Source organism: Arcobacter sp. F155, from assembly GCF_004116455.1.
Classification (GTDB): Bacteria; Campylobacterota; Campylobacteria; order Campylobacterales; family Arcobacteraceae; genus Halarcobacter.
Genome location: NZ_PDJU01000004.1, coordinates 67,075 through 81,424, shown reverse-complemented (window position 1 = coordinate 81,424; position 14,350 = coordinate 67,075). Strand labels below are relative to the sequence as shown.

13 protein-coding genes are annotated in these 14,350 nt (G+C 31.6%); 2 read left to right on the top strand and 11 right to left on the bottom strand.

Annotation, left to right across the window (positions count from 1 at the left end):
• Positions 1-115: 115 nt before the first annotated feature.
• The gene (locus CRV03_RS06075) at positions 116-718 is read left to right on the top strand and encodes a flavodoxin family protein (RefSeq protein ID WP_129084260.1); all 603 of its coding nucleotides are present in this window, start codon (positions 116-118) and stop codon (positions 716-718) included.
• Positions 719-844: 126 nt separating this feature from the next.
• Positions 845-2,008, top strand: a complete 1,164-nt coding sequence (locus tag CRV03_RS06070) for an Opr family porin (protein WP_129084259.1) — start codon at positions 845-847, stop codon at positions 2,006-2,008.
• Positions 2,009-2,032: 24 nt separating this feature from the next.
• Here the strand turns inward: CRV03_RS06070 and nuoN are convergent, their stop codons facing one another.
• From nuoN to nuoD, 11 genes are read right to left on the bottom strand one after another with little or no spacing between them, the layout of a single operon-like run.
• A complete protein-coding gene (nuoN, locus tag CRV03_RS06065) occupies positions 2,033-3,523 on the bottom strand; it encodes an NADH-quinone oxidoreductase subunit NuoN (RefSeq protein ID WP_129084258.1) in 1,491 nt (496 codons plus the stop codon).
• The gene (locus tag CRV03_RS06060; RefSeq protein WP_129084257.1) at positions 3,523-5,049 is read right to left on the bottom strand and encodes an NADH-quinone oxidoreductase subunit M; all 1,527 of its coding nucleotides are present in this window, start codon (positions 5,047-5,049) and stop codon (positions 3,523-3,525) included. The genes nuoN and CRV03_RS06060 overlap by 1 nt, the downstream gene beginning before the upstream one ends.
• 1 nt (position 5,050) lies before the next feature.
• Positions 5,051-6,994 (bottom strand): NADH-quinone oxidoreductase subunit L, encoded by a 1,944-nt coding sequence (nuoL, locus tag CRV03_RS06055; RefSeq protein ID WP_129084256.1) that lies wholly within the window; start codon positions 6,992-6,994, stop codon positions 5,051-5,053.
• Positions 6,995-7,005: 11 nt separating this feature from the next.
• A complete protein-coding gene (nuoK, locus tag CRV03_RS06050; RefSeq protein WP_129084255.1) occupies positions 7,006-7,305 on the bottom strand; it encodes an NADH-quinone oxidoreductase subunit NuoK in 300 nt (99 codons plus the stop codon).
• Positions 7,306-7,881: an NADH-quinone oxidoreductase subunit J gene (locus CRV03_RS06045; protein WP_129084254.1), complete on the bottom strand. Its 576-nt coding sequence runs from the start codon at positions 7,879-7,881 to the stop codon at positions 7,306-7,308.
• Between the two features lie 9 nt (positions 7,882-7,890).
• Positions 7,891-8,514, bottom strand: a complete 624-nt coding sequence (gene nuoI / locus CRV03_RS06040; RefSeq protein WP_129084253.1) for an NADH-quinone oxidoreductase subunit NuoI — start codon at positions 8,512-8,514, stop codon at positions 7,891-7,893.
• A 9-nt stretch (positions 8,515-8,523) separates the two neighbouring features.
• On the bottom strand, positions 8,524-9,516 hold the full coding sequence (nuoH, locus tag CRV03_RS06035; protein ID WP_129084252.1) for an NADH-quinone oxidoreductase subunit NuoH: 993 nt from the start codon (positions 9,514-9,516) through the stop codon (positions 8,524-8,526).
• A 1-nt stretch (position 9,517) separates the two neighbouring features.
• Positions 9,518-12,010, bottom strand: coding sequence for an NADH-quinone oxidoreductase subunit G (locus tag CRV03_RS06030; RefSeq protein WP_129084251.1), 2,493 nt, complete (start codon positions 12,008-12,010; stop codon positions 9,518-9,520).
• Between the two features lie 2 nt (positions 12,011-12,012).
• On the bottom strand, positions 12,013-12,822 hold the full coding sequence (locus tag CRV03_RS06025) for a hypothetical protein (RefSeq protein ID WP_129084250.1): 810 nt from the start codon (positions 12,820-12,822) through the stop codon (positions 12,013-12,015).
• Positions 12,822-13,103, bottom strand: a complete 282-nt coding sequence (locus CRV03_RS06020) for an NADH-ubiquinone oxidoreductase subunit E family protein (RefSeq protein WP_129084249.1) — start codon at positions 13,101-13,103, stop codon at positions 12,822-12,824. The genes CRV03_RS06025 and CRV03_RS06020 overlap by 1 nt, the downstream gene beginning before the upstream one ends.
• Positions 13,104-13,113: 10 nt before the next feature.
• Complete coding sequence (gene nuoD / locus CRV03_RS06015; RefSeq protein ID WP_129084248.1) at positions 13,114-14,343, bottom strand: NADH dehydrogenase (quinone) subunit D; 1,230 nt, start codon at positions 14,341-14,343, stop codon at positions 13,114-13,116.
• Positions 14,344-14,350: the final 7 nt, after the last annotated feature.

Sequence of the window (14,350 nt, the reverse complement as noted above, 5' to 3'; positions counted from 1 at the left end):
AAAAAAAATCGAAAAAAAATCGAATTAGAGTTTTTCCTATTAAAATTTGATTTTGTCACTTAAAAGTTATACTCTTTTGTTAGTATTTAACTATATCATTAATAAAGGTAAACATATGGTTGTAAAATTTATAGACTGTACTGAAACCTATCACTCAGATATGAATAAGATTATTGACTTCTTATCAAACTATCTTAGTTCTAAAAATATTAAAAACTATACTCTAAAGTTAAGTGACATGAAAATTGTCAAATGTACACAATGCAGATGTTGTACTCAAAGAAAAGGTGAGTCTCCTGTTAAGTGTGTGATTAAAGATGATATGAATTCAACTATAGATGAAATAGAAGAAGCAGATGCATATATCATCTTAGCAGATAGAAACAACCTTTTTTCAAAAAACAAAATTCATGAAAAATTTTCTGAACGTCTTGTTGCCTATTATTATTGGCCTTATGGTCAAACAAACTCTACTCCAAGGAAGATAACTCTTCCTAAAAAATCTATACTAATAAACTACAATACAACAAAATACTTTTTAAATCATAGCTTCTATACTGCAAAGAAATATATGGAACATGCTTCAATATCAATAGGAGCAAAAGTTTTAGATTGTGAGGTAATAACTCCTCAAAAAAACCTTATTAAAAGTTATAGTAGTAGACTTAAAAACTTAGCTGACAATTTAATTTCTTCCTTTGAGAAGAAGATTTCTTAACAATTTTCTACAAATTTGCTTATTCGATTTTTTATCTACATTTTTTATTTATACTTCCAAAACATAAAAAATAAAACTAGATTATAATTTTTAGTTTTATTTAAAATATTAAATAAAGGCAAGAAAATGAAAGCTACAAAATTAAGTCTTATTGCTATCTTAGCAATTGGTATTCCTTCTATTTCGAGTGCTTCATCTTTACAAGAAGCATTAACAAGTGGAAAAATAAGTGGTGAGTTTGCAGTTACATATGAACAAAGAGATATGGATAAAGAACTAGCAAAATGGGGTAACTACTATAATGATACAGATTACTCTGTTGGTTCTTTTGCATTAAAATATGAAAGTGGAGTTTGGAATAATCTAAGTCTAACTTCAAAAGTAAGAGCTTATAAAACAATCTTTGAAGGTGGAGAAGATGAGTTCCATTACCAAGGAAAAGGTGATGCAGCTGAAAGATTCTGGTATAAAGATGGAAGTAGAAGAAGTGTAGATTTAGAAGAGTTATTCTTAGCATATAATTATGAAGCAATTTCAGTTAAAGCTGGTAGACAGTTTATCTCAACAGATTGGATGAATAAAACTCAAGATGCCCTAAGAATTGATGCAAACTTTGATAATACTTCTATTGAAGCTATTTGGTCTCAAAGACACGGTAGAATCTATTCAAGAGATTATAGACCTATGACTAAAATGAATGAAAATAAAGGGGTTTATAAAATAGCTTTAACTCAAAAATTCAATGAAAATATCTCTGCAACAGCTTATGATTTTATTGCTCCTGATAACAGAGATATTATTGGTGGAAAAGTAAATTTAAAATATGGTGATACTTCATTTAGAGCACACTATGCTGTAAATAAACCAGATGATTCTAATGAAGAGGATTCAAGTATTATTGACTTAATGCTTAGCACGTCTATTGCTGGATTTACTCCTTACCTAGGATATATCCAAATTGATAAAGACCAAGGTTTTACTCACCTTGCAGGAGAGATTATCAATCCTTTTGAAGAAGGTGATCAAATCTATTTAAAAGATGCAAGAACTTACTACTTAGGACTTAGTAAATCTTTTGGAGATTTAAGTGCTACACTGCTTTATGGAAATACTGAGTATGACAAAGCAGATGAGTCTTATGAACAAGATGAAACTACTTTATGGCTTGGATATAAATTGACAAGTGAATTAAATGCAAACCTTGGGCTTACTCATGTAAATGTAGATAGTGATGATTTAGATGAAACAGACCAAGACCAAGTAAACCTTACGTTAACTTACTCTTTTTAAAAGCTTTAGATACTAGGATTTTTCCTAGTATCCTGAGATTTGAACATAATAAGAGATTATTTCTAATAATGGTTCTATTAAAAGAATTGAAAATACTACTAAAACCGCACAAAAACCTATAACAGCTTTTATTACAGGTGTTGAGTTTGCTAAAAACTTAACTTCAACTTCTTCATTTGCATCTTTTAAGAACATATATACAATTGGCTTTAAGTAATAATAACCTGCAATAGCAGAGTTTAAAACCATAATTAAGGCTAAGATTAAATATCCGCCATTTACAGCACTTCCAATTAAATATAGTTTTCCCCAAAATAGTGCAAAAGGAGGTATTCCTGCAAGAGAGAATAAAAATAATCCCATCATAAGAGCAGAAAATGGCTCTTTTTTTATTAGTCCTGAGTATTTTTCCATAGCATGGTCAGAAGAGAAACTACTACTATCTTTACTTCTATTTATCCATAACATTGAAAATGCTCCAAGGTTAGTAATTAAGAACATTAACCAGTATAAAAATAGAGCCTGTGTTGCTTGTGTACTTCCAATTAAAATAGCTGTCATTGCAAAACCTGCATTTGAAATAGACGAATATGCAAGCATTCTACTTATGTCATTTTGTAAAAGGGCAATTATATTTGGAATAGTGATTGTTAATACAACCGTTACATATAAAATCACCTCAACAAATGGGTCACCACTTGCTATAAATATTTCAAAAAATCTTAAAGCTACTACAAAAGCAGCCATCTTTGGAACAATAGATAAGAAACCTGCAAGAGCTGCCGTTGAACCTTCATAAACATCAGCTACCCAAGTATGGTAAGGAACTAATGATAATTTAAATCCTAAAGCCCCAAGCATAAATATTACACCTAAAAGAACTAATGGATAGTTTTCATAGTTTGAAGCAACTAAAACTTCAGATACTTTTCCAAGCTCTACAGTTCCTGTTACAGCATAAAAAATCAATGAACCAAAGGCAAAAAATGCAGTTGATAAAGCACCCATTGTAAAGTATTTTATTGCAGCTTCTAAAGCATTTGTTCTATTATGCATTGCAATAATTGTATAAAGAGCCATAGATGCTGTTTCAAGTCCTACAAGGATTAAGATAAGAGAATCAGAACTTACCATAAACTGGAACCCTGCTACCATAAATAAATACAGTGCAAAGTATTCAGGGTATCTATACTCTTGGAATCTTAGTTTCCCCATAGCTGTAAGAACAAAAAATAGCGAAGCAAGTACTATAATTCCTTGAGATAATATAGCAATTCCATCAACTAATAAAAGGTCAAAGAAACCCCTTACATCGGAAGTAAAACCAATAATTACACCTAAATCAATAATTAAAAACAGAACTGCAATCATCACATAAAGTGATTTATCAAGGTTTTTATTTATTAAATCAATTATTAAAATAACCAATGCCCCAACAATAGCTATAATCATAGGAACAATTGTTGGGAAATTTAAACTTGCAAACTCAATTGCAATTGGTGGGATACTATTCATTATCTAGCTCCTTCAATTGAGTTTCTATTTAATATTTCAACTCTTGTTTTATCTTCTAAAGCTTTTATTTTCATAACCTCAACTACATGATTCACAGAAGTTTCCACTGGCTTTAAAATAGGTTTTGGATAAACACCTAAAATCACAACTAAAGCAACTAATGGAATTAAAGCACTTAACTCTCTTTTATTTAAATCTTTTAACTCATGGTTTTTTTCATTTTTTATTGGACCAAAGAAAACTTTTTTATACATTGTTAACATATAAACTGCTCCAAAAATAATTGTAAGTCCAGCTATTAAAGTTAAAGTTGCACTTACTTTAAAAAATCCAAGAAGAGATAAAAACTCACCTACAAATCCTATAGTTAGAGGAAGTCCAATTGATGCCATAAGCATAATTGCAAATATAGTTGCATACTTTGGCATAACTCTTGCTATTCCACCATAATCTTTTATCATCTTAGTGTGGGTTCTGTCATAAACAACCCCAACTAACATAAACAGAGCTCCCGAAACAATACCATGGGAAATCATAAGAAAAATTGCTCCACCAATTCCTTCAACATTTAGTGCAAAAATTCCTAAGATAATCACACCCATATGAGAAACAGAAGAGTAAGCAATAACCTGTTTCATATCTTCTTGAGCATAAGCTACCATTGCTGTATAAACAATTGCAATTAAAGCTAAGATAGCCATTGGAATTGTAAAGTAAACACTTGCATCAGGGAAAAGTGGTAATGAGAATCTCACAAAACCATATGTTCCCATTTTAAGTAAAACAGCTGCAAGGATTACAGAACCAATTGTTGGTGCCTGTCCATGTGCATAAGGAAGCCAAGTATGGAATGGGAACATTGGAACTTTAACAGCAAAACCACAAAAGAATGCAATAAATAACCAAAATTGCATATCAAATGGAAGTATCATCATATTCCAATCTTGTAAACTAAAGCTATAAGTTCCTGTTGTTATATAATAAACATAAGCTAAATAAAGCATTCCCACAAGCATAATTAAAGAACCTAAAAAAGTATATAAGAAGAACTTTATAGAAGCGTAGATTCTTAACTTCCCACCCCATGCTCCAATAATATAAAGCATAGGTACTAATGATAACTCCCAGAAAGCATAGAAAATAATTGCATCAAGGGCTAAAAATACTCCTACCATAGTCATTTCTAAAAATAGTACAGTAATAACTAGATTCTTTAAATCTCTTTTTTCACTAAGTCCAATAAGAGAAATCATAGTCATAAAAGTTGTCATAATCACTAAAAATAGTGAGATACCATCAACTCCCACATGATAATTTATTCCATATGAACTAATAATAGGAATGATATGTGTAAACTGCATTTGCCCTTCATTTACATCAAAGTTCATCCAAAGAACAAGTGATAAAACAAACTGCATAGCAGTAACACATATTCCATAAGCTTTAATAGAGTCTTGTTTTACTAAAAACCCTACTATCGCTGCAAATGCTGGAAAAAATATTAATATTGATAAAATATATTCCATCTTAATAAACCCCTTGGCTTGCTACTGCTAAAACAATACCTAAGACTAAAAGGAAAACTATTCCTAAAACCATTAGTCTTAATGAACTTGATAAATTTCCATTTTGAGAAACTCTTGCTTTATCACCACTTTTATAAATCACTTTTGCAATTCCATCAACTATAAAATCTATTATCTTCATATCAAAAACTTTAAAAGCAATTATTGAAAGAATTAGATATGACTTATTCACAATACTCTCTATAAAATGTGGAATATAAAACTGATTTGCTAACAGTTTATAGAAAAACTTACCTTCTAAAGAAGAAGATAAATAAGTTTGCTTTTTTCTAAATCTAAACACTGCAAAGGCAATTGCTATTAAAACGATAGCACTTGTAGCAACTATTAATAAATAAATAGTTGAATAATCCAAGTGCACATTTAAAACTGGAAGTTTTTTAGTTACAAACTCTACAAATAAAGGTTTAAACCACCCTGCAACTATTGAAAGAAGAGCTAAAATAGACATTGAAGCTATTACAAAACTCTTTGCTTCGTGAGGATGGTAATTAAACTCTTTGAAGTTCTCTTTTCCAAAAAACACATACATAATAAGTCTAAATGAATAAAATGCCGTAAGTCCTGCTGTTATAAATAACACTACCCAGATAATAAAACTATGGCTTCCAAAGGCAACTTCTAAAATTAAATCTTTTGAGAAGAAACCTGCTAATGGGAAAATTCCAGCAAGAGCTAAAGAAGCAATTATCATAATAATTGCTGTACCTTTCATATGCTTATATAAACCACCCATATTTTTGATGTTGATTTCATCATTAAGAGCATGCATTACATTTCCAGCACCTAAAAATAGAACTGATTTAAAGAAAGCATGAGTTGCAAGGTGAAATAGTGCCACCCAATAAGCTCCAAGACCAGCTGCTACAAACATATATCCAAGCTGTGATAAAGTAGAAAAGGCAATGATTTTTTTAATATTAGTAGCTACTAGTGCCATAAGTGCAGCCCCAATTGCTACAAAAGCACCAAGGGCAGCTATAAAATTTCCTACACTTGGAACTGCTACAAAAATCTCATTTGCTCTTATTACTAAGTAAACTCCTGCTGTTACCATTGTTGCAGCATGAATTAGTGCTGAAACAGGAGTTGGTCCTTCCATTGCATTTGCAAGCCATTGATTAAAAGGAAATTGTGCTGATTTACCCATTGCTCCTATAAATAGAAGTACTGCAATAGCTACAATTAAACTATTATCTAGTGCAATTATATTTGCAAATACCACATCATATTGTAAACTTCCTAAGTTCCAAAAAATCAAGAACATTCCTAGAAGCATTGCTAAGTCTGCAATTCTATTTGTGATAAATGCTTCATTTGCTGCAAAGGCAGGTGAAATAGAAGAAAATGGTGAAAGGGTTGAAAACGGTGATTTCTTAATATCATTTGATAATTCTTGGTCTTTTTTGTGATACCAAAAGCCAATTAATCCCCAAGAACAAAGTCCAACACCTTCCCATCCAATAAACAATCCTGCAAAGTTATCACTCATAACAAGTATCATCATTGAAAATACAAAGGCACTAAGCCATGCAAAAAATCTATTAAAACTTTTATCATGCTCCATATAACCAATAGAATGAATATGAACCATAGTTGAAACAACAGTTACAACAACCATCATCACAACACTTACTTGGTCAACTACAAAACCAAAAGGAATAGATAAATTACCTATTTCTATCCAAGAGAAAAGTTTTGCTGAAACTACTACATCAGTTGAATACACAAAATATAAAAGTTTTAAAGATGCAAACATTGAAACAGCAATTAAAAGTGTTGTTAATACTCCGATAAAATTCTGTTTTGGACTGTTTGCAAATAGTGTTGCTATTAGTGAGCCTACAAGTGGAGCAAAAAGGGCAATATATAAATAGTTTTCCATAAACATTCCCCTTAGCCTTTCATACTTTGTAGAGTATCAAGATTGATTGAACCTTTTTTCTTGTACCAAAGAATAAGAAGTCCAAGTCCAATAGCAACTTCACTTGCTGCAATTGCAATAATAAAAAAGGCAAACATCTGACCTGTGATATCTTCATGAAACTTTGATACAGCTGCAAGTCCAACATTTACTGCATTTAACATAATTTCCGTTGAGAAAAAAAGCATAAGAAGATTTTTTCTTCTTAATACTCCAATCATACCTATAAAGAAAAGTACTGCTGATAAAATTAAGTATGCATTTAAAGTCATTTACTTAGTCTCCTTTTCTTTTTGCTCTTTCTCAAATTCATCAATTTGCTCTTCACTAAGTTCAGTATATGATACATCCATTTTTTTACCAGCTAAAATAATTCCACCAATCATAGCAACTAAAAGCATTACAGCTGCAACTTCAAAGGGAACTAAATATTTAGTAAAAAGTACGATTCCAACTTGTTGTGAATTTCCCCATTCACTATTTATTGGATAGTGTGCTTCGATATTTGTAGCTACAATTGGAGCTGTAAAAATTAAAACTACAACTAAAGCAGAAATACCTGTTAATAAAAATACCAATCTTGGGTTTTTAATTTTCTCTTTTACCGTTGATAAAGAGTCAAAGAACATCATACCAAAGGCATATAAAGCCATTACAGCACCTGTATAAACAACAATTTGCACAGCACCTAAAAACTCCGCTCCTAAAAGGAAAAAGAAAGCTGAAATAAAAATCATTCCAGCCGCTAGTGAGCTTAATGCATATAAAGAGTTATTTGTAAAAACTGTAATTGAAAACATCGTTACAGTTAAAAATGCGAAAAGATAAAAAGCTACGATTTCAAACATTCAAACTCCTTAATATGAAAGTGGTGTTTTTTTAATTTTTTCATCTGCATCCGGAGATACAGCACCAAAACCTGGGTACTCTTTTTGCTCTAACAATTTATCAAGAGGTGTTAATAAATCCTCTTTTAAAGCAAAATGCGCTCTTTGCTCACTTGCATTTTCATATCTTCCACCATGAACAATTGCAAGCTCTGGGCAAACTTCTGCACAATAACCACAAAAGATACATCTACCCATGTTAATTGTATATTCAAGTACTTCTTTTCTAGAATTTTCATCAATTCTAGTATCCATTCTAATACAATCAGCAATACAAATCTTTTCACAAAGGCCACAACCAATACATCTATTTTCACCTGACTCTAAAAGAGCAAGTAGTTTATGTACTGCTCTATATCTAGGTCCAATTGGAAGCTTTTCAGCTGGATATTGAACTGTTTGCATTTCACCTTTGAAAAGTGCTTGTCTCATGATATTTAGAACAATCCCAAGTCCTTTGAAAAGTTCACCTTTTAGTGACCTTTTTACTACTTGTTTAAACTGTCCCCATGAAGTTTTTGGATAATTGTCTTCAAATATATTTATATAATCATCAACGCTAACGTCTCTGTTTTTTAGTTTCTCTAAACTCATCATCTAATCCTAAAACATCAATACAAAACCAGTGACTAAAATATTTATCACTGCTAATGGCATTAAAACTTTCCAGCAAAGCCACATAAGTTGGTCTGGTCTAATATGAGGCCATGAAGCTCTTGTCCAAAGGAAGAAGAAAATTAACATCATTACTTTTAGTACAATTGCTAAACCACCTGGAATAAACCAAAGATCATTAAACCCACCAAGGAAAATAAGTGAGATTAAGAAACAAACCGTAAATAGATTTGCATACTCACCTATAAAAAACATTCCCCATCTAAGACCTGAATACTCAGTTGCATATCCTGCTACAATCTCAGCTTCATGCTCTAAAAGGTCAAAAGGTGTTCTATTTGTTTCAGCAAAACCTGCAATTACAAACAAAATAAAAGCTAAAGGTTGAGACCAAATAATCCAATTAGTAAAACCACCTGCTTGGTAGTTGTTTATATCGATTAAAGATAAACTTCCAACTAACATTAAAGGTGCAAGTAGTGCTAGTCCTGAAACAACTTCATAAGATAAAAGTTGAATAGCTGTTCTAGCTCCCCCTAAAAGTGCCCACTTATTTGAAGAACTCATTCCTGCTAATAGTGGTCCATAAAGACCTACAGAAGCTACTCCAAGTACAAATAACACACCTACATTTATATCTGCAATAATTGGTCTTACTGTGTAACCAAATAGTTCAAACTCTGGGAAAAATGGAACTGCTGTCATTGCTATAAAAGCAGTTGAAGCAGTAATAATTGGAGCTATCATAAACACTGGCTTTGCTGCATTTGCAGGGATAAAGTCTTCTTTTGTAAAAAGTTTTATTCCATCTGCTGCAAGTTGTAAAAGACCATAAGGACCCACATTAGTAGGACCTAGTCTTCTTTGCATAAAAGCTAGTATCTTTCTTTCAATATATGTTGTAAAACCTGCAAGTGCTGCAAATACAGAAAGTACAACTACGGCTTTAACAACTGTTTCTATTAAAATTGAAGTTTCCATTTTATACCTTCATAACTTTTGCTACTGCATATCTTGAATCTTCAAAAAACACCTTAGTATCTAAATCTTTTTCAAAAGTAGAAACTAAAGCAATTTCTCCATCAATTTGATTTTCACAATAAGCTTTTAAAGTTCTTTGCACTTCACCTACTTGAACATTAACTTCTTGATTCTCTTCTAGTTCAAGTTTTTCAAATAAAGCTTTTGAGAAGAAAACCCCACTTTGAAGCTCATCTTTAAACTCGTGAGCAATTGCTGTGAATTCATTAAACTGGTTTATAGGGTTTGCTTTATAAATAATGATTTCATTTTCTTCTGTTGCTAAAGCTAAAGGAGTTAAAACTTTTAAACCAAGCTTTTCACTTACTTCAATATCATTGGCTTTTAAATCATAACCTCTGTACTCAGCTCTATTGTTTCCAAAGTAATTAGGCAGGTCATCAAACTCTAAACCGCAATAACCTTTAGTTAAAGGAAGTTTACTTGTATACTCTATTGTATGATCAACATCACACTCTAAAATCTCATTTGCAAGGTCATTTAATACATAACCCTTATAATCAATTGCTACATTTGTAGGAATGATTTTCTTATCAATATTAGTGAAAGTTCCCTCTTGTTGATTAAGTGCTGGCATATCAAGTTTACCTTCACTTAAATCATTGTTTAAAGCACTTAATTCAAAGTCTGCTTTTTCATTGTATCCGATGACAAAACCTGTTTCTTCTTCCACTAGTTCATCACAAATAAGACTAACCCCTAAAGTGTTTGTTTGAGATGGAATTACAACTACATCAAAAGAAGTGTAATTTTCAATCAGACCACAAAGTTTTGCTAATTCTTCATAGTTTTCATTATGAATTAAATCTTCACCAATGATTAATGAAAACTTATCTTTTTTTGCAAGCATTGAATCAACTAGTTCTAAGAATGTTTCATCTTTTTGAATATCATCTAAAAACTTTGTATATTCAAACTCTACTTGTTTTTCTTCTTTTTTAGTAACAAGTTTTTTTACCTCTTTTTCTTCACCTGTCTCTTCATCTTTTACAAGTTCTATAACTTGCTCTTTTTTAGACTCAACAACTGTCTTAGTTCTTTGCTCTTTTTTAGAGTCAATAAATTCTTGAACTTCAAGAGGTAAGTCATTTGCAAATAGATGTAAGATAAGGTATAAAATTGAGCTTTCAACATTTGGTTTATGATAGATAAACTCTGTTGTTTTACCTTTTTTCCCAACTTTTTCCATAACTGGGTCTTGCACAGGATGAAAATATAACCCCGCACCTTTATTCATAATAACTGAGTTATTAAAGGCATATCTAGCACTTGGTAAATCAGATTTTAAATATGCTCCAATAGATACCACAAAGTTTGAGTTATGCACATCTTTTAAGCTTGAAGAGTAAAGAGATTTTCCAGAAGTTAAACTATAGTTTTGCATAAATCTTTTAAATCTAAAGGCATCTTTATTTACTAGTTTTGCTCCTGTTTTTAAAGCAAGCTTTTGTAAGATTAAAGCCTCTTCATTTGTAATATATGAATTAAACTTTATCGAGTCAGCTTTTTTGAAAGCTTCTATTGCTTCATCAAAAGCTTTTTCATCTTTTCCTTGAGTTTTATTTTCAAAATCATAGGCAAATCTTGCTGCACCATTCAGTGTTGAATAGTGATGTTCATTTGTAACTCTGTAGATTTTAGGACTTGCATCATCTACAGATGTATGTTTTGTTTCATAATACATAAATGCACAATCACTAGAGTGAGGATTTGCAGCTGGAACTCTTGTAAGTTCCCAAGCATTTGATTTATATTGGAAATCATTTGAAACTAAGGCTCCAACAGGGCAAACAGAAATACACTCACCACAATCAGTACAATTATCTTCTTCAAAACCAATAAGTGACTTATTTAGTTTATTCCACATAGAGTATGCATCTTTTGGCATCTCATCTTTAAATGTCTTATCAATTGCTTCAGAACCTCTTTTTACAGTACTTAAGGCATTTGAACCAATCATATCTTTACAAACAGTTACACACTTTTCACAAACAATACAAAGACCTGGGTCATAATTCATAACTCCCCAGTGTTGTGTTGGTCTTGGCACATCTTTAATAGAATAACTTTGAGAATCTAGTTTCATATAAAGAGTATAGTTTTGTAATTCACACTCTCCACTTTGGTCACAAACTCCACACTGTAAGGGATGGTTTACATCGTAAACCTCCATTATTGCACGTCTTTCTTTTTCGATATTAGGAGTTGAAGTTGTTACATTCATCCCCTCTTTTACTTTAGCATTACAAGCATAGATTTGTTTTCCATCTGCTTCTACAAGACAAAGTCTACAAGCTAGTGTAGGAGAACATCTTGTTAGATAACATAAAGCAGGAATAAAAATATCATTTGCCCTTGCTGTGTTTAATACAGTCTCATCACTTTTAGCTTCAACAACTTTTCCGTTAATTGTTAAGCTGATTGTATCACTCATTATTAAGCCTTCTCTACCTTAACTTGTTTGTATCTATAGTTTTCAGTTAAAAAGCTAATATTACTATCTAAAATAGGACATAATGCAACTGTCCCATAAAGGTCATCATTTATAATAAACTGCTTTTTCACCTTTTGACCATTGTAATTTAAATAAACCTCATCTTTATCTTGAACCTTAGCAATTCTTGCAAAAGATTGGCTTCCTACTAATTTTTGGCAATCTTGCTCATCGAAAATAGAATAAACCACTGTTCCATTATATGAGTCTAACTCTTCTACTTCTTCAATATCTTCATCATTGCAAGACTCAACTTGCTCTTGTGTTTTTTCATCTAGGCAAATTACATCTAAGTCAGAGTATTTATTTATAGCACTTAAGATTTTTACAATATTCCCTACTCTTTCATGAGTTGTAATATCTCTTCCCACTAATAAAACTTTTGAAGTTTTATCTTCTGCTTTCTCACATGCTTCTTCAAACTCTTCTTCACCAGCAGAACTCTCAGCAGAGATATATCCCATATCTAAATCATTTAGATAATCTTTGATTTTTTCACTTGCATCATTTACAAAAGTATCAAGTAACATTGAAGCAATCCCCTCTTCACTTCCTACTTCATACTTAATTAACTGTGAATAATAAACTTTTAAATCAACATTATCAATAGGATGCATATAGATAAACTCTGCATTTTTTTGTGCAATAGTTTCTATAATCGCTTCTTTAACCTGTTCATTATCTTGGGCTAAAAACGACCCAAATGAGATAATATAATCGCTATTTAAAATTTTTTCTATTTTAGTATTCATTAGTCCTCTTTATCTTCTTCTTTATTCTCTTCTACTTTTTCTTCAACTAAAGGCTTCTCATTTTTTACAACAATAGTCCAATCAACTTCATTGAATTTAATTGAATTCATAAGTGTATATCCAGCATCTTTAATAACATCAGCACTTTTTTGAACACATGAGAAGTCACCTATTTCAAAAAGAAAAATTGCATTTTCACCTTTTGAAATATCTTTATCCATAAGCTCTAACATTCTGTCATAAAAGTTCTCTTTTAATGGTCTTAAATCAAATCTTTTCATACCCTTTGCCTTACCTGTCTATTTCACCAAATACAACATTTAAGTTACCAATTATAGTTACAACATCTGCTAATTGATGTCCAGGTAACAAGTCCTCTAAAACTCCTGTATGCCAAAAAGATGGTCCTCTTAATTTCATTTTATATGCATATGGGCTACCATCACTAACTATCATATATCCTAATTCACCCTTTGGTGATTCAGTTGCTACATAAATTTCACCCTTTGGTGGCCTCATTCCTTGAGTTACAAGGACAAAGTGTTGCATTAAAGAGTAGTTTTGAGTCATAATATCTTCTTTAGGTGCTGAGATATATTCAGGGGCATGGGCCATTAGTTGACTCTCACTACTTTTATACATAGGAATTAATTGTCTTAAAATCTTTGCTGATTCTCTCATCTCTTGGATATAACATTTATATCTTCCATAAGCATCACCAGTACTTGCAATTGGTACGTTAAAATCTAATTCTGGATAAAGGCCATAAGGCATCTCTTTTCTTAAATCCCATTTCACACCAGATGCTCTTAAAACAATTCCCGTACATCCCCAAGATTTTGCAAGTTCTTCATTTATCACACCTACATTTTCAAGTCTCATTTTCCAGATTCTATTTTCTGTAAGTAATCCTTCATATCTATCAATCTCTTTTTCAAAGCTAGTGATAAATTTTTCTAAGTCTTCACACCAATTTTGTGGTAAATCTAAAGGAACTCCACCAATTCTAACTGCACTATGAGTAAGTCTTGCACCACAATAGTCTTCTATAAGGTCCATTGCGTATTCTCTTTCTCTAAAGGCATATAAAAATACTGACATAGCTCCAACGTCAAGTGCGTGAGTAGCAAGCCAAAAAAGGTGAGACATTACTCTATTTAGTTCTAAAAGCATAGTTCTAATAACTTCTGCACGTCTAGGGGCTTCAATTCCTAATAACTTCTCAACGGCAAGGGCAAAGCCATAGTTATTTGAAGTAGAGGCAATATAATCCATTCTGTCTGTTGTAGGCAAGAATTCATTATAAATCATATTCTCACCCATCTTTTCCATACCTCTATGAAGGTATCCAATTCCAGGTGTTGCTTTTACTACCTCTTCACCTTGAAGTTCAAGCATAAGTCTCATTTGACCATGGGCAGATGGGTGTTGAGGCCCAAAGTTTACCATCATAGTATTATCTTCACGCTCGAAGTTAATATTTTCAAAGAAAGGTTTTAATCTATTTGCTGTTTGTCGCATTTATCTT